Source organism: Sulfitobacter aestuariivivens (genome assembly GCF_014763045.1).
Classification (GTDB): domain Bacteria; phylum Pseudomonadota; class Alphaproteobacteria; order Rhodobacterales; family Rhodobacteraceae; genus Sulfitobacter; species Sulfitobacter aestuariivivens.
This window is the reverse complement of sequence record NZ_JACTAG010000001.1, coordinates 1,490,565-1,512,644: the sequence shown is the minus strand read 5'-3', so window position 1 is coordinate 1,512,644 and position 22,080 is coordinate 1,490,565. Positions and strand designations below refer to the sequence as shown.

The 22,080-nt window shown below is 59.6% G+C and carries 19 protein-coding genes; 16 read left to right on the top strand and 3 right to left on the bottom strand.

The genetic code is table 11. The features are described from left to right. The first annotated feature begins 59 nt into the window (after positions 1 to 59). The 3 genes from metZ (at position 60) to folE2 (ending at position 2,654) form a co-directional block, all read left to right on the top strand. Positions 60 to 1,250, top strand: a complete 1,191-nt coding sequence (metZ, locus tag H9Q16_RS07450) for an O-succinylhomoserine sulfhydrylase (protein ID WP_191074689.1) — start codon at positions 60 to 62, stop codon at positions 1,248 to 1,250. A 53-nt stretch (positions 1,251 to 1,303) separates the two neighbouring features. Continuing rightward, entirely contained in the window at positions 1,304 to 1,465 is a 162-nt protein-coding gene (locus H9Q16_RS07445; RefSeq protein WP_191074688.1) for a hypothetical protein, read from the top strand. 94 nt (positions 1,466 to 1,559) lie between these two features. Further along, positions 1,560 to 2,654, top strand: coding sequence for a GTP cyclohydrolase FolE2 (gene folE2, locus H9Q16_RS07440; RefSeq protein ID WP_191074687.1), 1,095 nt, complete (start codon positions 1,560 to 1,562; stop codon positions 2,652 to 2,654). 102 nt (positions 2,655 to 2,756) lie between these two features. Here the strand turns inward: folE2 and H9Q16_RS07435 are convergent, their stop codons facing one another. Then, positions 2,757 to 2,918 (bottom strand): hypothetical protein, encoded by a 162-nt coding sequence (locus H9Q16_RS07435; RefSeq protein WP_191074686.1) that lies wholly within the window; start codon positions 2,916 to 2,918, stop codon positions 2,757 to 2,759. 102 nt (positions 2,919 to 3,020) lie between these two features. Here H9Q16_RS07435 and H9Q16_RS07430 point away from each other — a divergent pair, with 102 nt between their 5' ends. From H9Q16_RS07430 to H9Q16_RS07415, 4 genes are all read left to right on the top strand, one after another. Next, positions 3,021 to 4,235: an MFS transporter gene (locus H9Q16_RS07430; RefSeq protein WP_191074685.1), complete on the top strand. Its 1,215-nt coding sequence runs from the start codon at positions 3,021 to 3,023 to the stop codon at positions 4,233 to 4,235. A 113-nt stretch (positions 4,236 to 4,348) separates the two neighbouring features. Continuing rightward, positions 4,349 to 4,600 (top strand): hypothetical protein, encoded by a 252-nt coding sequence (locus H9Q16_RS07425; RefSeq protein WP_191074684.1) that lies wholly within the window; start codon positions 4,349 to 4,351, stop codon positions 4,598 to 4,600. 108 nt (positions 4,601 to 4,708) lie between these two features. Next, the gene (locus H9Q16_RS07420) at positions 4,709 to 6,157 is read left to right on the top strand and encodes a TrkH family potassium uptake protein (protein WP_191074683.1); all 1,449 of its coding nucleotides are present in this window, start codon (positions 4,709 to 4,711) and stop codon (positions 6,155 to 6,157) included. Between the two features lie 38 nt (positions 6,158 to 6,195). After that, a complete protein-coding gene (locus H9Q16_RS07415) occupies positions 6,196 to 7,746 on the top strand; it encodes a 5-guanidino-2-oxopentanoate decarboxylase (RefSeq protein ID WP_246455536.1) in 1,551 nt (516 codons plus the stop codon). A gap of 27 nt (positions 7,747 to 7,773) precedes the next feature. Here H9Q16_RS07415 and H9Q16_RS07410 read toward each other — a convergent pair whose 3' ends face one another. Beyond that, positions 7,774 to 9,549: a serine protease gene (locus H9Q16_RS07410; RefSeq protein WP_191074681.1), complete on the bottom strand. Its 1,776-nt coding sequence runs from the start codon at positions 9,547 to 9,549 to the stop codon at positions 7,774 to 7,776. A 155-nt stretch (positions 9,550 to 9,704) separates the two neighbouring features. On the opposite strand from H9Q16_RS07410, the gene H9Q16_RS07405 reads away from it, so the two are divergent. The 9 genes from H9Q16_RS07405 (at position 9,705) to glmM (ending at position 21,100) form a co-directional block, all read left to right on the top strand. Continuing rightward, entirely contained in the window at positions 9,705 to 10,643 is a 939-nt protein-coding gene (locus H9Q16_RS07405) for a glycine--tRNA ligase subunit alpha (protein ID WP_191074680.1), read from the top strand. After that, positions 10,640 to 11,167 carry a DUF6446 family protein gene (locus H9Q16_RS07400; protein WP_191074679.1) on the top strand — a complete coding sequence of 176 codons (528 nt, stop codon included), beginning with the start codon at positions 10,640 to 10,642 and terminating at the stop codon, positions 11,165 to 11,167. The genes H9Q16_RS07405 and H9Q16_RS07400 overlap by 4 nt, the downstream gene beginning before the upstream one ends. A 71-nt stretch (positions 11,168 to 11,238) precedes the next feature. Beyond that, positions 11,239 to 12,069 carry a DUF1206 domain-containing protein gene (locus H9Q16_RS07395; protein ID WP_246455534.1) on the top strand — a complete coding sequence of 277 codons (831 nt, stop codon included), beginning with the start codon at positions 11,239 to 11,241 and terminating at the stop codon, positions 12,067 to 12,069. 67 nt (positions 12,070 to 12,136) lie between these two features. Then, on the top strand, positions 12,137 to 14,359 hold the full coding sequence (gene glyS, locus H9Q16_RS07390) for a glycine--tRNA ligase subunit beta (protein WP_191074678.1): 2,223 nt from the start codon (positions 12,137 to 12,139) through the stop codon (positions 14,357 to 14,359). 41 nt (positions 14,360 to 14,400) lie between these two features. Further along, positions 14,401 to 16,968, top strand: a complete 2,568-nt coding sequence (locus tag H9Q16_RS07385; protein ID WP_191074677.1) for a putative PEP-binding protein — start codon at positions 14,401 to 14,403, stop codon at positions 16,966 to 16,968. Positions 16,969 to 17,097: 129 nt separating this feature from the next. Continuing rightward, complete coding sequence (locus H9Q16_RS07380; protein ID WP_191074676.1) at positions 17,098 to 17,739, top strand: cell wall hydrolase; 642 nt, start codon at positions 17,098 to 17,100, stop codon at positions 17,737 to 17,739. Positions 17,740 to 17,820: 81 nt separating this feature from the next. Beyond that, positions 17,821 to 18,744: a dihydroneopterin aldolase gene (locus H9Q16_RS07375; RefSeq protein WP_191074675.1), complete on the top strand. Its 924-nt coding sequence runs from the start codon at positions 17,821 to 17,823 to the stop codon at positions 18,742 to 18,744. Further along, on the top strand, positions 18,741 to 19,763 hold the full coding sequence (folP, locus tag H9Q16_RS07370) for a dihydropteroate synthase (protein WP_343067801.1): 1,023 nt from the start codon (positions 18,741 to 18,743) through the stop codon (positions 19,761 to 19,763). Before H9Q16_RS07375 ends, folP begins: the two co-directional genes overlap by 4 nt. Next, a complete protein-coding gene (glmM, locus tag H9Q16_RS07365; protein ID WP_191074673.1) occupies positions 19,760 to 21,100 on the top strand; it encodes a phosphoglucosamine mutase in 1,341 nt (446 codons plus the stop codon). The genes folP and glmM overlap by 4 nt, the downstream gene beginning before the upstream one ends. Here glmM and H9Q16_RS07360 read toward each other — a convergent pair. Beyond that, complete coding sequence (locus H9Q16_RS07360) at positions 21,097 to 22,017, bottom strand: DMT family transporter (RefSeq protein WP_191074672.1); 921 nt, start codon at positions 22,015 to 22,017, stop codon at positions 21,097 to 21,099. The two genes, glmM and H9Q16_RS07360, sit on opposite strands and share 4 nt — an antisense overlap. Positions 22,018 to 22,080: the final 63 nt, after the last annotated feature.

Genomic DNA, 22,080 nt, shown 5'->3' with positions numbered 1-22,080 from the left:
TCGCTTGACCGCGTTCGGGGTTTTTTTATTGCCCGCCAGGCGGGCCGGAAGGACATACAATGACCAATGACTGGCAGGACCGCACCAAGGCCGTGCATGCCGGCACCCGCCGCAGCCAATATGGCGAAGTGAGCGAGGCCATTTTTCTCACCCAAGGGTTTGTCTACGAAACCGCTGAACACGCCGAGGCGCGATTCCTTGATAGTGGGCCGGATGAATTCATCTATGCACGCTACGGCAATCCCACTGTGGCGATGTTTGAAGAACGCATCGCCGCCCTTGAGGGGGCCGAAGATGCGTTTGCCACAGCCTCGGGAATGGCGGCGGTTTCAGGCGCGCTGACCTCGATGCTGAAAGCCGGTGACCACGTGGTATCGGCACGTGCGCTTTTTGGGTCATGTCTTTACGTGCTCGAAGAGGTGCTGACCCGGTTTGGGGTCGAGGTGACCTTTGTGGACGGCACCGATCTGGCCCAATGGGAGGCCGCCATACGCCCGGACACGCAGGCGGTATTTTTTGAATCCGTTGCGAACCCAACGCTCGAAGTGGTTGATATCGAATCGATTTCGAAGCTGGCCCATGCCCATGGGGCGCTGGTTTTGGTGGACAATGTCTTTGCCACTCCGGTCTTTTCACGCGCGCTGCAACAGGGCGCTGATGTGGTCATCTATTCCGCAACGAAACACATGGATGGGCAGGGGCGGGCTTTGGGCGGTGTAATTCTCGGGACACGGGAATTCATTCGCAAGACGGTCGAACCCTACATGAAGCATACCGGTGGTTCCATGTCGCCATTCACGGCCTGGGTGATGCTCAAAGGGCTTGAGACCATGAGCCTGCGGGTCAATGCCCAGGCCGACACCGCGCTGACGCTCGCGGAGGCAATCGACGGCCATGACGCACTGGTCCGCACGATCTACCCTGGCCTTGCAGGTCATGCGCAAAACGCACTTGTGCAACGCCAGATGGGCAAGGGCGGTACCGTGCTTTCGCTGGATCTGAAGGGCGGAAAACCTGCTGCATTTGCCTTTCTCAATGCCATCAGGGTTGGCGTCATTTCCAACAATCTGGGGGATGCCAAAACAATCCTGACCCACCCGGCAACAACAACCCATCAGCGGCTGAGCGACCAGCAGCGCGCGGATCTGGGGATAACCGAGGGTCTGGTCCGCATATCGGTGGGATTGGAGGATGCAACCGATCTCAAGGCAGATATTCTTCAGGCCCTGCGGGTGGCGAGTGAAGTTTAGGCCTGGTTTGCGCGGTGTCTGCCCTTGGGGCATGGCCTAGTGATTGCAGCGGCATGAGGCATATGGACCCGGCGGATCAGACGCTGACGTCGCGGTGTGTCACGCCAGGCCCGTACGTTGTGCTGGGGACGGGGCTGATCACTACTGCCGCCCAAAAAGCCGGTTTGTCCGGGCCGGATGTCGCAAACACCGGAAATCTGACGTCCTTTCCGTGATCCAGATCCGCGCGGGACACGTATATGTGTAGGTAAGTTGGATAATCCGGCTGACCTGACTATGTAGAAGTGTGCACCACGAGGGGGCCACACCATGACGATCATAACGCCTGTCAATCAAGGCCCGGACCGTGACGCTGCCGAAGCGGCGCTGGAAACGCTCAGAACTTGGGCCAAAGGCGCCTCTACCGCTGAGCTTGACGCGCTGGACCCTGCAATCCGCAGGGTGCTGACCAATCGGGGCGACTATCCCGAATTCGACCGGACATATCCGGAGGATTTCAAAGCCTGCGCGCATTACAAGGCGACGTTGCCAGACCTTCAGAATGGCCCGTCCAGTCTGATCCGTGGGTCAAAGCGGCAGATTCAGCACGTGGGCATTTCCAACTTTCGCCTGCCAATAGGATTCCATACCCGCGACAACGGTGATTTGACTCTAGAGACGTCGATCACCGGCTCCGTCAGCCTTGAGGCGGACAAGAAGGGGATCAACATGTCCCGCATCATGCGCAGCTTTTACAAGCACGCTGAGCAGACCTTCAGCTTTGAAGTGATCGAACGGGCACTGGACGACTACAAAACCGATCTAGAAAGCTTTGATGCGCGTATACAGATGCGGTTCTCCTTCCCGATGAAGATCGAAAGCCTGCGTTCTGGTCTGTCGGGATATCAGTATTATGACATCTCGCTCGAACTGGTCGAGATGAATGGCGTGCGCCAGAGGATAATGCATCTCGACTATGTCTATTCGTCGACCTGTCCTTGTTCGCTTGAACTCTCAGAGCACGCCCGCGCCACCCGTGGGCAATTGGCCACGCCGCATTCGCAGCGCTCTGTCGCGCGGGTGTCCGTGGCAATGGAAGAGGGTGCGCCGCTCATCTGGTTCGAAGACCTGATCGAAGCGTGCCGTCGCGCCGTTCCGACCGAAACCCAAGTCATGGTCAAGCGCGAGGACGAGCAGGCGTTCGCGGAACTCAACGCGGCCAATCCGATCTTTGTCGAAGACGCCGCGCGCCTGTTCGCTGAGCAGTTGGAGAATGAGCCTCGTGTCGGCGATTTCCGCGTGATTGCGAGCCATCAGGAAAGCCTGCACAGCCACGATGCGATCAGCGTTCTGACCGAAGGACCGACCTTTGAAATGCAGAGCATTGATCCCAAGCTTTTCAATACGCTCTTTCACGTCGGTTAAGCGCTGCTGTATCCCCTTTTTCTTTCAACCAACGCGGGCCGGGAAACATAAGAGATCCCGGCTCGCATTCTTCCAATAGACGTTAGTGCCCGGCGACCGATATCAGTCGCTTACCCGGCTGCGCTTTTCCGCATTTGGGTCACTGGCTGGGGCATCCCCCAACGTCGCTTCGGGATTGTGCCACTTTTCCTTTGGTCCCTTGGGGTTTTGTGGTTGGTTATCCTTGGCCACGTCCGGGCGCGCATCTTTCTTGTCGTCTGACATACCGTGTCTCCTCAGGAATTGGACTCCCAGACAAACCCCACATCACCTGCGCCGGTTCCCCGCGTCTTGCAAATCCGCAGCTGGCCCCCGTAATCTCGCGCCATGACTTCCCGGCAATTCATTGTTCTTCTGGTCTGCGTGGCCATCTTTGCGCTGGGCCAGTTCCACCGCGCATCCGGCTCTGTCTTCACGCCGATCCTGATGGACAGCTTCGGAATATCAGCCGCTACTGTCGCGGGATTGGTCTCGGCGATGTTCTTTGCCACGATTGCCGTTCAGGTCCCCTTCGGCAGCGCGCTGGATCGCATTGGCCCGCGCAAGGTTCTGGCGGTCTGCATGGGATTGGTTGCGGGGGGCACGGCCCTTTTTGCTGGCGCGTCTACTTACGAAACAGCGCTGATATCGCGTGTTCTGATTGGGATCGGCCTGGCGTCGATGGGTGCTGCGACCCACGTGATTATTGCGCGCAATTTCAGCGCGAAAGATTTCGGATACATGAGCGGTTTGGTGGTGACGCTGGGCGGGATCGGCGGATTGCTGGGAACATATCCGCTTGCCCTTGCTCTGTCGCGGCTGCCCTGGGGGCTGGTCTTTGGCGCGGTAGCGGCGCTGACGGTGATCCTGTCACTGGCGATCTGGCGCGCGGTGCGCCCCGGTGCTCCGCATGACACACCGCCCGCACCAGAGACGCCCAAGGAAGGCTACATCAGCCTGCTGCGTCAACGGGCGATCTGGCGCGTTCTGGTCTTGGGAGTGGTCACTTTTGGCCCGATCACGACCATAACGGGCCTTTGGGGTGGGCCGTTTCTGCAGGATGCGCTGGGGCTGCAGCCTGATACCGCAGGTGCCGTGCTGCTGGTCTTTTTTCTGGCGACGATCCTTGGGGGGTACATATTTGGCGTCCTGGACCGCAAGGCGCGCTCCCGTCGCACAGTCATCTTTTGGGGTGCCGCGTGTTCAGTTGTCAGCCTGACCATCCTGGCCGGGGTGGGGCCGGTCGGGCGTGCAGTGCCAATCGCGTTGCTGTTGGGTATGATCTTCTTCCAGCAATTCTATATCCCGCTTGGAGCGGAGTTGCGCCATGCGGTCCCCGATCACATGCTCGGGCGGGCATCGACACTGCTGGCACTGGTGTCGGTGGCAGCCATTCCTGTGCTGCAGATCACTTTTGGTGCGTTGCTTGACATCGGGGCCTCGTGGGACTGGCAGGTGGCGGATCAATACCGGCTTGCCTTCGCGGGTCTGGCTGGGGTCATCGCGGTGTGTTTGGTGCTCTACATGGTGCTCGGGGGCAGGGAAGACGCGGTCCAACACTGATACCAGACTTGCACGCCAAGGGACGCGGCTATGCAATAGTGTCGGTTCTGCTGCGCTGCAGCACGCCCTATCTGATGGGCAGGGACAAATCCCCTCAAACCCAAGGTAATAAAATGGCCTATCTGAATACATCCGCGCCATCTCATGTGGCATCAAACATTTCTGGTTTTCTCGGCAACGCCGCTAAAACCGTGACCGGCTTTTTTGCCAGCATCGGCACCGCCATGGTCGTCAACTCAACAGCCTATCACCGGCTTGAACAGGTGGAACGTCTGCAGGCAAGATCTGACGCCGAGCTTTCAAAGCTGGGCCTGCGTCGCGAAGAGATCGTGCACCACGTCTTTCGCGATCTTTTCTGGCACTGAGCCACGCGCTCAATCCGGTTGGGGCAAGGCAAACTGCGCCACTCATATGGCAAGAACCCTTGCTCCAACCGCTTGACACTGCTTGACGCAAAAGCCAACGCTGCCCCCATGTTGGACCTGCGACCCGTTGGATATGTAATTGGCCTGCTGGTGGCGGTCCTTGGGGCGTTTATGGTCCTGCCTATGCTGGTTGATCTTGCCGAAGGGCGCGGGCACACTCACGTCTTCGTCGAAGCGGGCATCATCACCACGCTAGGGGGCGGACTGATCGCGCTGGCCTGTTCCAATGGCGTACGCGAAGGCCTCAATATCCAGCAGACTTTCCTACTGACAACCGGCGTGTGGCTGATGCTGCCACTTTTCGGAGCATTGCCTTTCATGCTGGGGGCGACCGGGTCAAATTTTACAGACGCTTTTTTCGAAGCCATGTCCGGCCTGACAACCACCGGTGCCACCGTGCTCAGCGGTCTGGATGATATGCCTAAGGGGCTGCTTTTATGGCGGGGCATCATGCAATGGCTGGGCGGGATCGGTATTATCGTCGTGGCGATGGTATTTCTGCCCGAATTGCGGGTCGGAGGCATGCAGATCTTCAAATCCGAAGGGTTTGATACGATGGGTAAGATCCTGCCGCGTGCCGGTCAGATCGCCACCCAGATCTCTGTCATATATGTCTGGCTGACCATGGCCTGTGTGCTGAGCTATCTGGCCGTGGGCATGGACACCTTTGACGCCACCGTGCACGCACTCACGACTGTGTCGACGGGCGGCTTTTCAAACTATGATGCATCATTTGGCGCGTTTTCCGGTCCGGCAGAATATGTGGCAACGATCTTTATCATACTCGCGGCCTTGCCCTTTGTGCGTTACGTCCAGTTGATCAACGGCAATCCGATGGCGCTGCATCGCGACTCTCAGGTGCGGACGTTCCTTGCGATGGTGCTGCTTCTGGTTGTGGTCTGCACCTTTGCGCTGCACCAAACCGCGCCGCGCCATTGGGAAGTGTCATTGCGCGAGTCACTCTTTAACATCACGTCGATCATATCTGGCACCGGCTATGCCTCAGCCAATTATATGCAATGGGGTCCGTTCCTGATCGGCCTCTTCTTCTTCATCGGCCTTATCGGGGGCTGCGCGGGTTCTACGTCGTGTTCGATCAAGGTGTTCCGTTATCAGCTTCTGATCGCCTCCATTCGGGCGCAACTGCTGCGCATTCGCTCGCCTCACGGCATTTTTACGCCGCGCTATGACGGCCGCCCGGTTGGCCAGGATGTGTTGAGTTCGGTCATGTCGTTCTTCATGTTCTTTGTGGTCACCATGGGCCTTGTCGCTGTGGCGCTGAACCTGACCGGGCTTGATTTCATCACCTCGGTTTCGGGCGCCGCCGCCGCACTGGCAAACATTGGCCCCGGGCTGGGGGACATCATCGGTCCTGCAGGCAACTACGGCAGTCTCAACGATACGGCCAAATGGATCCTCAGCATCGCGATGCTGATTGGTCGGCTGGAACTGATGGCCGTCTACGTCATTCTCACTGTTTCTTTCTGGAGGGCCTGATGCCTGAAACCCGTCCGCTTGGTGCACAAATTTCTCACATGCTCAAAGACCGTGGCGTCGATGTCATCTTTGGCATTCCCGGCGTGCACAATCAGGAAATGTATCGCGGCATTGAAGAGGCCGGGATCGCCCATGTTCTCGCCCGGCATGAACAGGGCGCAGGGTTCATGGCCGATGGTTATGCACGTGCGACGGGGCGGCCGGGTGTCGCTTACGTGATTACGGGGCCGGGAGTGTGCAACATCATGACGCCCATGGGGCAGGCCTATTCCGACAGTGTACCAATGCTGGTGATTTCAAGCTGTCTGGATGAAACGGCTGCAACCCGGGGGCAGCTACACCAGATGAAAGATCAGCAGACTGCGGCTGGGACAGTGTGCGATTGGTCGGAAGAGGCGCGCACGGCAGATGCAGCCTATCAGCTTGTCGATCGGGCTTTCGCCGAATTCAGCACAGAGCGGCCGCGTTCCAAACATCTTCAGGTGCCAATTTCTGTGCTTGAAGCGCAGGCTGATACGCCACCCAAGCCACTTGCTCCTGCGCCCCCGTTGACGTTCTCTGCTGGTGATGTGGCACAGGTGGCTGCGTTGCTGGCTGAGGCAAAACGACCGCTTTTTATCTTTGGTGGCGGTGCAGCGAATGCCGCCGACCCTGCGCGTTTGGTCCTGAAAACCACCGGCGCGGCCAGTTTTACCACCTATGCGGGGCGGGGTATCGTAGGGCCGGACAACCCGCTGGCATTCGGAAGTTATCTCGCAAAACCTGATAGCATGACCGCGATCCAAAATGCCGACCTGATTATTGCGGTGGGCACCGAATTGGCACAGGTGGACATCTGGCGCGACGCACTTGGAAACAGCGGGCCACTTGTGCGTATCGATCTGGAAACGGCGGTGTTGGCAGATGGCCAACGCTGCGACCATCCCATTCAGGCCGAAGCGGGCGCATTCCTGGCCGCATTGGCGGAAACGCTTCCGGGAACGTCACCTGCCACAGATTGGAACGCCGAAGAAATTGCCCGGTCGCGGGCCCGCTGGGCGGCAGAAGTTGATGCCGAATACCCCGGCATTCCCACCATCTGCGACGCTCTCAAGGCATGCCTGCCAGACGGCACGATGATCTATTCCGACATGACCCAATTCGCCTATGCCGCCAAGGAGGTCTGGGACATGGACCGCCCGGGCCACTGGCACCACCCCTACGGCTTTGGCACGCTGGGATATGCATTGCCCGCCGCTATTGGCGGTGCCGTGGGACGGCCCGGTTTGCCCACCATGGCCATCGCCGGGGACTACGGCTTTCATTATACGATGCAGGAACTTGGCGTAGCTGTGGAACTGGGGCTAAGCCTGCCCATCATCCTTTGGGACAACGGCAAGCTTGGGGCAATCGAAGCAAGCATGGTCAGCGCCCAGATAGCACCCAACGCAGTCGTGGCGCGTAATCCAGATTTTGTGAAACTCGCGCAGGCCTTTGGGGCAGGGGCCACCGCACCGCAAACCCTGGAAGAGATGCAAAGCGCCGTGCACGACGCTTTCAAGGCCGATGGACCAACTCTGATCTACATCACACCGGAAATTCTGGGGTAGAGGGATCCGTGCAAGCCGGATGACCCCTTATTCCCAGCAACTGACCAATACAGTCATGCCTTGTGCTGCAATCGCCAGATCACGAGGGGCAATCGCCCCGGTGCGCTCTGCCGCAATCAGGCTCAACCCCGATCGGCTGGCGACTTCTGCAATCGCCGCGCTTTCCAGGGCATAACTGACGTCGCCGGGCAGTTGCCGCGCGTTTTCCTTTGGGCTCATCAACATGCCCATAACGTTACCGCTGGCATCGAACACGGGCCCCCCCGCATCCCCGGGTTGTGCGTCCAGGGTCAACCGGCTGACATCCGCTTCGCCTTGCAACCCCTTGAGATCGGAAAGCTTTCCGAACGTGAGCGTTGCCGCACTCAAAACGCCCTCATACGAAAACCCGGCCACAGATATTTCCGATTGCAGGCGGGGTGCCACCACGGTGAACTGCGCCACAGACAAAGGCGCCAGCGTTGATTTGGGCGCCAGCAAAGCAATGCCAAGCGCGGCATCCGCCGTCAGTACCTCTGCTTCGGTATCACCGTCAATTGTCAGCCTGCCACACGATTGCACCGCCTCTGCGGTGGTCGCGACCGTTCCTTTCTGGTCGATGAAAAATCCTGAACGGGCAACCTTGGGTTGCCGGATCTGAAGCCCTGCGACCAGATCGATTGATTGGTCCTGGCTGTTGCCTTCCGCCGGATCCATCACACCTGGAAGCCGCAGAAAGCTCTTGGACATCTCTTGCAAGACGCGCGCCCGGCGTCCCTCGTCCCCAGCAGGCCAAATCAGGGTGAAACCTTTGATCTGCCCGCCTTCAAGCCACACCTGAGTTTCGCTGACGATCCGACTGTTTTGCCCTTTAAGCGTGAAAGACGCATTGCGCCTCTCGCGCGGTCCGTTCAACGGCACGATTTCAAGCGTCTGCATGATCTCGTAAAGCCCAAAAAGCGTGTCCTGATCGCCTTCCTGGCTGATCAGCAGAACCCTTGCACCGATATCACCGGTGCTATTGTAGTGCGCAAATGGCGGCTCGTATTTTTCAAGTCCGACTTCGGCGGTGGGCATGATCATCTCAATCCCGGCCTTGGCGTCGGTCACGATCTGCAAGCCCAGCCCATCAAGAACGGCGTTGTACTGTCGGATCAGTGCCGCGCGCTGCTGTGTGGTCAGCACGCCAGTCAGTTCGTAGCCATTGGCCCCCTGCCAGGCACGCATTGAGTTGCGCGTGCCCGGCCCAAAGGCCCCGTCGATAGCGGCTGTGTAAAATCCGGCCCACTTCAAGGCGATCTGCAAGTCGCGGCGTTCCTGTGCATTCAGCAATCGTTCGGAGCGGCGCGCCTGTGCGGGCGTCTCGTCAGAGGGTTCCGGCGGGGTCACTTCAACCGTCTCTGCCGCAGGTTCCTGTGCCGGTTGCGCCGGGGTAGTTGTGGGTACATTTTCCGGTGCCTCAAGCACCCCGCGGTTCAGCACATTGGCACCCACCGGCCAGAATTGCCCGCGAAACCTGCTGGAAAGCTGGATAAAGCTGTCGCGCGGGACCAAGCCTTCGCTTACGTACTGGCGCAGCACCAGTTCCGCATCGGCCCGGCGATAGGGACCCACAGCGATGCCGTACCACCCACCACCCAGCGCAAACCCGTTCACATCCTGCAGAAGGGTCGAATAGGCCCGCGCGCGATCTGTCGCAGCGGCCAGCGAAGGCTGCGCCTCGATCTGCACCCAGACAACCTCGTCTGCCGATTGGGCATGCGCATTGGTGGAAACGGAATAGCTTAACACAACGGCCAGCACGGCCAGGAAAAATCGGGTCATCGTCACATCTGCTCGCAAGATTCTGAATTCCCCGTAGGTAATCAGGAATTCGGCGGAAATGCCATGCGATAAAGGGCCATTGACCCGGAAAGCTGGCAATTGACCCCGCCCTGCCACACCACTAGGAAAGGCGCGCAGCGTCAAAGGGAAATCCCATGTCACAAACCACCGCGGCCCCCCGGTCTTTTCAGGCGATTATTCTGGCCCTGCAATCCTATTGGGCGTCCAAGGGATGTGCGATCCTGCAGCCCTATGACATGGAAGTTGGTGCCGGGACCTTCCACCCTGCAACCACCCTTCGTTCGCTTGGCAGTCGACCCTGGACAGCCGCGTATGTGCAGCCGTCGCGGCGGCCGACGGACGGGCGCTATGGCGAGAACCCCAACCGGTTGCAGCATTACTACCAGTATCAGGTTCTGATCAAACCCAGCCCGCCTGACCTGCAGGACCTTTATCTTGGCTCGCTCGAAGCGATCGGGATCGACATGGATCTGCACGACATTCGCTTTGTCGAGGACGACTGGGAGAGCCCTACGCTGGGCGCATGGGGGCTGGGCTGGGAAGTCTGGTGTGACGGTATGGAGGTCAGCCAGTTCACCTATTTCCAACAGGTTGGTGGGCACGACTGCCACCCTGTCTCGGGCGAGCTGACTTATGGCCTGGAGCGTCTGGCGATGTATGTACTGGGCGTCGATCACGTGATGGACATGCCGTTCAATGACCCAGACGCCCCCATTCCGCTGACCTACGCAGACGTCTTCAAGCAAACGGAAGAGGAATACGCCCGCTGGAACTTTGACACGGCGAACACCGACGTTTTGCTGCGCCAGTTCGAAGAAGCCGAGGCCCATTGCAAGGCAATCCTTGATCAGCCCGCGACAGATCCCAAAACCGGAAAACGCATCATCATGGCGCATCCGGCCTATGATCAGTGCATCAAGGCAAGCCATATGTTCAATCTTCTGGATGCGCGCGGTGTGATCAGTGTGACGGAGCGCCAGGCCTATATCGGCCGGGTGCGCGCCCTTGCCAAGATGTGCGCGGATGCCTTTGTCGACACCCGCGCCGGCGGCCGAACCGAGGATGCGGCGTGAGCGGCAAGATCATAGGGATCGTCATCTTGATCGCTTCTCTCATCGCTGGGGCCGGCCTCTACTACCTGCAGGTCTATGGCTTTTATGAAGAAATCGCGGCGGATGGCGCTGATGTGCAGCTTGTGTCGCTGTCTACGGGCATGCCGGAGCTGATACCTGCCGATAGCTTTCAGGGCATCGATGCTGACAGCTCTCCGATCCGCTACCGCGCGTGTTTCACCATCGATCTCAGCCTTGCACTGCTGACGGAAACCTATGTGATGGTTGAAGGCGTCACCCCCCGCAACGCGCCAGGGTGGTTCGGCTGCTTTGATGCAGCAGCGCTCGGGGCGGAACTGGCCGCAGGCACGGCGCTGACATTCCTGGGGCAGAAAAATGTGCACTTCGGCGTTGACCGTTTTGTCGCAATCACCGACGACGGACGCGGCTATTCTTGGCACGACCTGAACGATTGCGGCAAAAAGGCGTATGACGGCACTGTTGTGGGCGAGGTATGCCCGGCCCTGCCAGAACCGCAGAACTGACTGCGCCCACATCCATTCGGGAACAAACTCCCCCGCTCAAGCGCTGTCCTATTGACCGACAGGAGGCGCAGATGGCTGAGAAATCCCACGAAGGACTGAAATGGATCATGCGCGCCGGCTATGGTGCGCGCGGGCTGATTTACACAACCGTGGGTGCGCTGGCCTTCGCCGCAGCACTGAACTCCAATGAGGCCTCGGGCACCAAGGATGCGCTGGCCACCCTACGCGCCCAGCCTTGGGGTGTAACCGCGCTGTGGATCATTGGCTTTGGTCTTTTCGCCTATATGATCTGGCGCATCGTCGCTGGCGCGGCGGACGTGGAAGATCACGGCACAGATGGTAAGGGCCTGATCGCACGCGCGGGTCAGGTCGTGACGGGCGTCCTGCACGGCATCATCGGTGTATCAGTTTTGTCATTGGCCATGGGGGGCGGCAATGCAGGCTCCGGTGGTGCCGCAGAGGATTGGACGCAAAAGCTGATGTCGATGCCTGCAGGTCGCTATCTTGTCGCTGCTGCGGCGCTGATCATGCTGGGGGCTGGCATTTACTACGCCTATAAAGGGTGGAGCGGGTCCTACAAGGACCACCTCGAATCCTCCACCTTTACCCGCGACGCGGAACCGGTGCTCATGGGTGGGCTGATTATCTACGGCGGCTTGCTGGCGCTGGTCGCCGTATCGCTGGGGTTCGCCGCGCTGAACTCCGATGCCTCACAGGCGGGCGGTCTGGGGCAAGCGCTGCAAAGCCTGCGCGACATGGCCTTTGGTCGTTTCCTGCTGGGCATTGCCGGGCTGGGGTTACTGGCCTTTGCGCTCTACAACTTTGTCGAGGCGAAATACCGCGTCATCCCCCGGATCAGCGGCAGCGACGTCAAAACCCTGGCAAAAGAAGCCGTCAGCTGACGCATCCTCTGGACCCTGCGCGCGCGCCTTGTTAGGTCCGGCGCACCAATAGGACCAAGGTGCGCCCATGCCAGACCTGCTGATTGAGCTTTTCTCTGAAGAAATCCCTGCCCAGATGCAACGCCGTGCAGCGGAAGACCTGCAAAAGCTGGTCACCGACGGCTTGGTGACTGCAGGCCTGACCTACGCGCATGCGGTTTCCTTCTCTACCCCTCGCCGGCTGACCTTGGCCCTTGAGGGCATGCTGGCCGCAAGCCCAGCCGTAGTCGAAGACCGCAAGGGCCCAAAAGCTGACGCGCCTGAGAAGGCCATTGAAGGCTTTTTGCGCGGTGCCGGTGTCACCCGCGACCAGCTTGAGACACGCGAGACCCCCAAGGGCGACGTGCTTTTCGCGCGGATCGAAAAGCCAGGGCGACCTGCCGCAGAAATCATCGCCGAGGTACTCGAACAGACCATTCGAAATTTCCCATGGCCCAAATCCATGCGCTGGGGGGATGGCGCGTTGAAATGGGTCCGTCCCCTGCATTCCATCATTGCATTGATCACTACTGAAGAAGGGGCAGAAGTAGTCCCGATGACGGTAGATGGCATCACCGCTGGACGCGCCACACAGGGTCACCGATTTATGGCGCCGGGACAGATCACAGTGTCGGGTTTTGAGGATTACGAGGCCAAGCTCAAGCGTGCCTATGTGGTGCTGAACCCAGCCGATCGCGCCGAAACCATCTGGCATGATGGAACCAATCTCGCGTTCGCGCAGGGCCTCGAAGTGGTGGAAGATCAAGGGCTTCTGGCCGAAGTCTCAGGTCTGGTGGAGTGGCCCGTCACGTTGATGGGGCCAATCGCTGACGATTTTCTTGGGCTGCCACCAGAGGTTCTACAAACGTCCATGCGCGAGCATCAGAAGTTCTTTTCCGTCAAAAACCCCAAGACCAATCGCATTGAGAAATTTATCACCGTTGCCAATCGCGAGACTGCGGATGAGGGCGCGACCATTTTGGCGGGCAATGAAAAGGTGCTGTCGGCACGTTTGGCAGATGCCAAGTTCTTTTGGGAAAACGATCTGCGCGTTGCAAAGGCCGACATGAACCAATGGGTGCAAGACCTTGAAAACGTGACCTTCCACAGCAAGCTGGGCACGCAAGCCGAACTGATTGAACGCATGGCTGTTCTGGCCCGCGAACTGGCCCCGCTGGTGGGCGCGGATCCCGATGAGGCAGAAGAGGCTGCGCGCCTGGCGAAGGCCGACCTCAGTTCGGAAATGGTTTATGAATTCCCCGAATTACAGGGGCTTATGGGAAGTTATTACGCCAAGGCGGCTGGCAAGAGCGATGCCGTAGCGAATGCTGCCAAAGAACACTACGCGCCCTTGGGGCCCTCTGATGATGTACCCACGGCACCCGTATCGGTGGCTGTGGCGCTGGCCGAGAAGATCGACAAGCTGACCGGGTTTTGGGCAATTGATGAGAAACCGACCGGCAGCAAGGACCCCTATGCGCTACGGCGGGCGGCGCTGGGGGTCATAAGAATTCTGGTCGAGAATGATCTGGGTCTTGCCCTCGATCGGTTCATTGACTCGCAGTTGGTGCGCAACAAGGGCATGGCCGTTCCAGAACTGGACAACGGTCCGATCGAAGAGTTTGTCAGGGAAATCGCGGAGCACGGCGTCTTTGGTGCGGCGTTCCGAACTGTCATGGACCGGCATGAGGCGGGGACTACGGCAACAGCGATAAGAAACATTGGGGAACAGGTGCCGGATAAGTCCAAGAACCTCCTCTCCTTCCTTCACGACCGGCTTAAGGTCTACCTGCGCGATCAGGGCGTCCGCCATGACATCATTGACGCCTGTATCGCGATGGAGGGCAATGACGACCTGACGCTTTTGGTCAAACGCGCCAGGGCCCTTTCCGAAACCCTCAATACAGACGACGGCGAGAACCTGATCCAGGGCTTCAAGCGTGCAAACAACATCCTCAGCCAGGCCGAAGAGGCGGATGGCGTCGAATACTCCTACGGCGCGGACGTAAGATTTGCAGAAACGGACGAAGAGCGCGCCCTTTTTCACGCCCTTGACGCGGCAGAGGCCAAGATCACACCGGCAATGGCGCGCCAGGATTTCACGACAGCGATGTCCGCCATGGCGGCCCTGCGCGCACCGATTGATGCCTTCTTTGATGCCGTTCAGGTGAATGCCGATAATGGCACCGTGCGGCGCAACCGGCTGAACCTGCTCAGCCGCATCCGCAGCATCTGCACATCGGTGGCGGACCTTACAAAAGTCGAGGGCTAAGCCCCTGAACCTGCGGGCTTGCCTGCGCGCCCAATCCGCCTATGCTGCGCCTGAAACGATTTGGTGCCGCAGTGCAGAATAATCCGCATACCACACTGGTCACGCAGACAGCGCCCATCACGAACGCCACTCACGGCGGGCGGGCGAAGTGCTTGCAGCGCCTTGTGCGTCTTGATCTGCCGGTTCCGCGTACTGTGGCGCTGTCTTTTGACGCGGTCCACAATATTGCTGCCGGAGAGCTGCCAGATATCGCCGGAGTCGTCGCGCAATTCTCGCAGGATGCGTTGCTTTGCGTGCGCCCGTCCAGCGAAGACCCCGACTGGGGCGGGCCGGGGGCGGTGCTGAACATCGGCATCAACGACCGGCTGTTCGATCAGTTCTCTACCTCTATGGGAGAGGCCCCCGCCGCAGCCCTCTATACCCGGTTTGTGCAAAGCTACGCGATTCATGTTGCGCGCCTTGACCCGGATATGTTTGACGATGTGGAAGGTGACGGGCGTGAAGCGTTGCAAGAAACCCTTCGCGCCTATGAGGCTGAAACAGAAGAGGAATTTCCACAGGACCCCGCCACGCAACTGGCCGGTGTCCTGCGCTCAATGGCGCGTGAATGGGAAGGCACCACCGCGCGCCTTTTGCGCCAGGCCAAAGGCGCGCCAGCAGATGCCGGCCTGGGCCTGGTCGTGCAGCAGATGGCTTTCGGGGTGGGGGCAGGCCTGTCTGGGTCAGGCGTGCTGCAACTGGTGGACAGTGAAACCGGGTCGCCCCAGATCACCGGACGGTATCTGAGCCAAAGTCAGGGAAGGGACGCCTTGGAAGGCGATGCGGACGCGGTTTATCTGACCCGTGATCCGCGGGGCCCGTCTCTGGAGGAACTGGCACCCAACGCGTTTGCTGAATTGCAAACCCACGCGCGTTTGATGCGCGAACGTCTGCGCGAAGAAATGCAGGTAGAGTTTGTCATCGACGACGGGGACCTGCACATTCTTGACGGCGTGCGCGTTGCGCGATCATCGCGCGCCGCCGTGCGCATTGCCGTGGCCCTTGCGGATGATGGTATCATCTCTCAACAGGAAGCCTTGATGCGCGTGCAGCCGCGCACACTGACGGAATTGCTGCACCGCCAGATCGACACCGGCACTAAGCGTGATGTGATCGGTCGTGGCATTGCCGCAAGCCCCGGTGCCGCGACCGGGCGCATCGTTTTTTCAGCCACCGAGGCACAGGCCAGCAATGCCCGGGCGGAGCCTTGCATTCTGGTCCGGCGTGAAACCTCGCCCGAGGACATTCGCGGCATGCACGCTGCCCACGCTGTCCTGACAGAGCGTGGCGGGATCACCAGCCACGCAGCGGTGATCGGGCGGGGCATTGGGGTGCCTTGTGTGGTGGGCGCCTCTAACATGCGGTTCAACCTGAGCAAACAGCAGATCATTGCTGCGGATGGCCGTGTCTTCAATGCGGGCGACGAGATCACCCTCGACGGCACGACAGGCCAGGTTCTGGCCGGCGCGGCCAAGCTCCACGAAGCGGCGCTGGATGATACCTTCAACAGGCTTATGGCCTGGGCCGAGGACGCCGCTGATATCGGCATTCGTGCCAACGCCGACACCCCCGCCGATGCCCAAACTGCGCGTAATTTCAACGCGCATGGGATCGGTCTGTGCCGGACAGAGCATATGTTCTTTGAGCCGGGCCGGTTGACGGTGATGCGCGAAATGATTTTTGCCGAAACTGGGAGCGACCGGCGTGCGGTGCTTGAGCGGCTGCTGCCCATGCAACGAGAAGACTTTATTCAGCTCTTTGCGATCATGCAGGGGCAACCGGTTTGCATCCGTCTGTTTGACCCGCCCCTGCATGAATTTCTGCCGACCAGCAAAACAGGCCAGCGCGAACTGGCAGATGCGCTGGGCTTAAAACTTTCCGACGTCACCCGCCGGATCGAGGCAATGTCCGAATATAACCCCATGCTGGGCCTGCGGGGGGTGCGACTTGGCGTCACCGTGCCTGAGATTTACGAGATGCAGGCGCGCGCGATTTTCGAGGCGACGATCGAGGCCAGCCGCGACGGCGACCCTGTAGTGCCGGAGATAATGATCCCGCTGGTAACGGCACGGCGCGAGGTTGAATTGGTCAAGACCGCGGTCGATGCCATTGCCGCCGCAGTGCGCACTGAACGCGAGGCCGACTTTACCTATCGTCTGGGGGTCATGGTCGAGACACCGCGCGCCGCCCTGCGGGCCGGAGAAATTGCACCGAACTGTGCCTTTCTCAGCTTTGGAACGAATGATCTGACACAGATGACATACGGGCTCTCACGCGATGACGCGGGACGTTTCATGTCGGATTACGTGCAACAGGGCGTCTATCCCGAAGACCCGTTTCATATGCTCGACATCGACGGTGTCGGTGAGCTGCTGCAGCTGGGTGCTGAGCGGGGCCGCGCCGCCCAACCAGACGTCACATTGTCCATTTGTGGCGAGCACGGCGGCAACCCCGAATCGATTGCATTTTGCCGCGCGGCGGGCTTTGACTATGTTTCTTGCTCACCGTTTCGCGTTCCGGTAGCAAGACTGGCGGCGGCCCAATTGGCCATTTCAGACCAGATCGGGTAGCACCCCGGGCGCCAACCCCAACAATTTGTACTGATCAGCGAGATTCTGCGTGATCTGGCCGCTGGGCTTTACCTAAGGTTTCCAATTGGTTAGGCGCATCCGATGATTATGTCAAAAATGAGGCCCGACATGCGTTGGTTCCAAAAAAAATTTATTGCGGCCGCAATTGTGGTCACAGCGTTGCTGCCAGCCTCGCTTTTTGCAAGTTCCGAAGAGGCCAGAGAACTGGCAATGATTGAGGCATCCGGCCTTGCTGCGACTGGGGACAAACGCCTGAAGTCCATGTTGGTTCCTGCTGCTGCGACGGCGGGCGGGGTGAACTTCACCCGTGCCTGGATCGATGCCCAACCCAAGGCCAAAGGTTCTGAACAATGGCGTTGTCTGGCCGAGGCGCTCTATTTCGAGGCGCGCGGCGAGACTGTCAAAGGACAGTTTGCAGTGGCCGAGGTGATTATGAACCGGGTCAAGAGCAAACGCTTCCCAAGCTCGCTTTGTGGGGTCATCAATCAGGGCACCGGCAAAAAGTACCAATGCCAGTTCACCTATACCTGTGACGGCTACGCCGAAGTCATTGCAGAACCTCGCGCATTCGCACGCGTCAGCAAGGTTGCCCGTGCGATCATGGACGGGAAGGCACCGCAGCTGACTGACGGGGCCACGCATTATCACACAACCGCCGTTCGGCCGCGCTGGAGCCGGGTCTACACCCGCACCACGAAGATTGGCGTGCACCTGTTTTATCGGCACACATGGCGCACAGCCTCCAACTGATGCTGGTCCAGTAGGGCCGAGGCTGATAAAGCTGCGCGGCATGGGCACCTTGCCCTACCGCACCATGAACGAGCCTGCGCCATGTCCAATGATGTCCGACTTGCCTTTGCCCATCCGTCCGAACGGGCGGATGCCATGGCAGGGCCTGATCCGCTTGATCGCATTTCCCTACGCGACCATATCGTCGAGGTGGAGATAGGGGCCTTTCAGGCCGAGCGCGGGGTCACCCAGCGGATCTGCTTCAACGTCGTGGTCGAAGTGCAACCCCTTACCGGCCCCATTGACGATGATGTGGACCGCATCCTGAGCTATGACCGCGTGACCGAGGCGATTGCCGCCGAACTGGCAGTCGAACGCCTTGCCCTTCTGGAAACGCTGGCTGAGCGGGTCGCTGAGAGGATATTGCTGGAGCCGCAGGCGAAGCGGGCCTTTGTGCGCATCGAAAAGCTGGATCGGGGACCGGGTGCCTTGGGGGTCGAGATCGTGCGCGCGCGCGACGCTGCCCCGATATCTGAGGTGACCCCCGAAGACGCACCGCAACCCGAGCTTGTCTTTCTCAGCAATGATGCCATCGCGTCTTCTCATCTGACTGGCTGGCTTGATCAGCTCGCGTTGTTGGGCCGCCCTTTGATTATCTGTGTCGGGGCCGATGATAAGCCCGCGCCGCAAGTGGCCCACAAGATGGCGCAGCGGCGCATTGATTTGCTGGCTATTGAACAGAATGCCTGGGTCCTGGCCTCAAAGGATGATCGCTGCGTGGTTGTCGAGACGCGCACAGAGCTGGATTGGGCGATCAGAAATGGCCAGACCAGTGTCTGGGCCCCGTCCAAAATTGTGCTGGATTCCGTCGACACTCCTTCCGTGCAGCCGAGCGATGCAGTTGCGCTGGCCGCATGGTTCGCGGCAACCTTCGATGCGCAAGAGATGTTGGTGATTGGGGCAGATGTGCCAAAGAGTGCCTCAGTACCGCTTCGGACGATACCTTCGGATCAGGCAAATTTGTGAGTGATACCAGATATTTTCGCCCCATAGTTCAAGTAGATACAGCGCGTCCTTCTGATGCGTTTTCACTTGCCGGTGGATGGGGCTGGTTCACCCATGTTGAGCTGTTATCACGCAGCGATGTGGCACGGATCGTGTCAGCCGACCATGTGCCCGAAGCGGTGCTGGCCCGGCTGTGTGACAGACGTCCCGACATTTGCGGCCTCGACTTTGCCGCGCCACAGATGATGGGCATCCTGAACGCCACTCCGGACAGCTTTTCGGACGGTGGCAAACATGCCGCTGTGGCAGACGCCTGCGCGGCTGGCCTCGCAATGCAGGCCGCCGGGGCAAACATTCTAGATATTGGGGGTGAATCGACCCGCCCCGGGGCCGAAACAATACCAAATGCAGAAGAGATCAGCCGCGTCACACCTGTAATCGATGCCTTGAACGCGGCCGGTGTATCGCTGCCAATATCCATAGACACGCGCAAATCCGCCGTCGCCGCTTCGGCCATTTCAGCAGGGGCCGCGCTGGTGAATGATGTGTCCGGTTTCACCCATGATCCGGCCCTTATGGCGATGTGTGCCGCACGACAGGTACCTGTCTGCGTGACGCACGGGCCTCAAGACCCCTCGGTCATGCAAGAGGATCCGCGCTATGACAATGTCCTGCTGGATGTCTTTGATTTTCTTGAAAAACGCATTGATGAACTAGAAACGGCTGGCATTCCGCGCGGGCGGATCATAGCTGACCCGGGCATCGGCTTTGGCAAGACAATCGACCACAATCTGGCACTGTTGGCACGGCTGTCGCTGTTCCATGGCCTTGGCGTCCCGCTTTTGCTTGGTGCATCGCGCAAGCGCTTTATTGGGGCGGTCGGCGGCGCGCCTGACCCGCAAGACCGCGCGCCCGGTTCCATCGGGGTCGCACTGGCAGCACTGAACCATGGCGTTCAGGTGTTTCGTGTGCATGATGTTGCGCAAACACATCAGGCGATCGCGCTGTGGCAGGCCGCGATCAGAGGAGAGCAGTCATGAGCAAGCTATTCGGCACAGACGGAGTTCGCGGGACAGCCAATACCTATCCGATGACCGCAGACATGGCTTTGCGTATCGGCATGGCGGTCGGCGAATACTTTCGCAGTGAATCCAAAGGGGTACACCGCGTTGTTATCGGAAAAGACACCCGTCTTTCGGGCTATATGTTCGAAAATGCACTGACCGCCGGGCTGACATCGATGGGGATGAATGTGCTCTTGCTGGGCCCGGTGCCCACACCGGCGGTCGGGCTTTTGACCCGTTCGATGCGGGCCGATCTTGGGGTGATGATCTCAGCCAGTCACAATCCGGCACATGACAATGGGATCAAATTCTTTGGCCCTGACGGCTTTAAGTTGTCCGACGAAGTCGAGGCCGAGATCGAAGCGCTGGTGGCTGCCGGAGTCGAACCGGCCGGTGCCGCCGAGATTGGACGCGCCAAGCGGATCGACGACAGCCGCTTTCGCTATATTGAGCGGGTCAAATCCTCGTTCCCGCGCCAAATGCGCCTCGACGGCTTGAAGGTGGTGATCGATTGCGCCAACGGGGCGGCCTATTCCGTCGCACCAATGGCCCTTTGGGAATTGGGCGCGACCGTTGTGCCGGTAGGGGTGGCGCCCAATGGGCATAATATAAATGACGGATGCGGATCCACGCACCCCCAACTTGCAGCAGAGGCCGTGGTAGCCCATGGGGCTGATGTGGGCATCTGTCTTGACGGCGATGCAGACCGGGTCATCCTCATCGATGAGAAGGGCAATGTTGGGGATGGTGATCAGTTCATGGCGCTGATGGCGGCGCGCTGGGCCGCCGACGGGCGTCTTCGCGGGGACGCGCTGGTTGCCACGGTCATGAGCAATCTTGGCCTGGAACGCTTTCTGCAGGGCAAGGGTTTGCGGCTGGAACGTACAGGGGTCGGTGACCGCTATGTGGTTGAACGGATGCGCGAAGGCGGGTTCAATCTAGGGGGCGAACAATCGGGCCATATCGTCATGATGGATCACGCCACCACCGGGGATGGCCTGATGGCCGGGCTGCAGTTTCTTGCTGAAATGGTGCGGAGCGATAACCCATCTTCGGCGCTGATGCATCAGTTTGAACCGGTGCCGCAACTTTTGAAAAATGTGCGGTACGGCGAAGGGGCGACACCGCTTGAAACCGCATCGGTTCAACAGGCCATCGCCCAGGCCGAGGCTGATTTGTCCGGATCAGGCCGATTGCTGATCCGCAAGTCTGGCACGGAACCACTGGTACGCGTCATGGCTGAGCACGAGGATGCCGCGTTGATGGAGCAGGCGGTCGACAGTGTTGTCGACGCAGTCAGCGCGGTTGTCTAAGACCGCGCGAACAAGCTTTTGAGCGCGTCAAGCTGGCTTAGCGCCACGCCGGCCAGAATGAACGACATCGCAAACAACATTGAAGAGGGCAGCGGCTCGCTCAGGATTAGGGCGCCCAGAACCACCGACCAGACCGGTACCTGATAGTTCACGAGGCTCATGAATACCGGTCCTGCGCTTCGGATGACCAGTACGCGCAACAGATTTGCAGCCGCCGTCGGTATCAGACCAAGAAATCCCAATATTGCCAGCGTCTGGCCATCCGGCAGGGGCGGCACGCCTTCGGCAGCCAGAGCTGCAGGCACGATCAACGTGGTCGCAACAATCAAGACAACCGTTGCCAGCCCGATCGGATCGACCGGTGGAAGGCGGCGCATCAGCACGGCGCTGGTGGCATAGCAGGCTGATGCTGCGACACAGGCAATGCGGCCCTGCATTTCCAGCGCGCTGCCCGCACTTTCCAGGGCCTGACCACCGATCAGTATCGCCACGCCGCAAAAGCCGATTGCAAATCCCGCGACCCGCCGCAGGGTCAGCCGTTCCCCCGGAACCAGAAAATGCGCCAGTGGCAAGACGATCAGCGCCGATGAGGCCATTGAAACACCGGCAAAACCAGATGTTACATGCTGCTGCCCCCACGCCAGCAGCGAAAACGGCACCGCACTGCTGGCCGCGCCGATAATCAGGACCGATATGATCTCGCCCCGGGTCAGACGCCGCTCAAAAAGCGCAAATCCGCGCGTTGCCCAGATGCTTGTCATCACCAATGCGGCAAACCCGATCCGCGAGGCGGCCAGCCAGAATGGCGTGATCCCCCGCAACGCCAGTTCGGTCACCATAAAGGTGCCGCCCCAAACAAATGCCAAAGACATCACCATCAGCCAGCTTTTCCAGGTGATGTTCGGTGCGGCTGTCATGTCAGGACAGCGCTGGCGTAAGGACGCAGAGGTGCATGATGGGGCTTTCTTTGATCAGGTCGC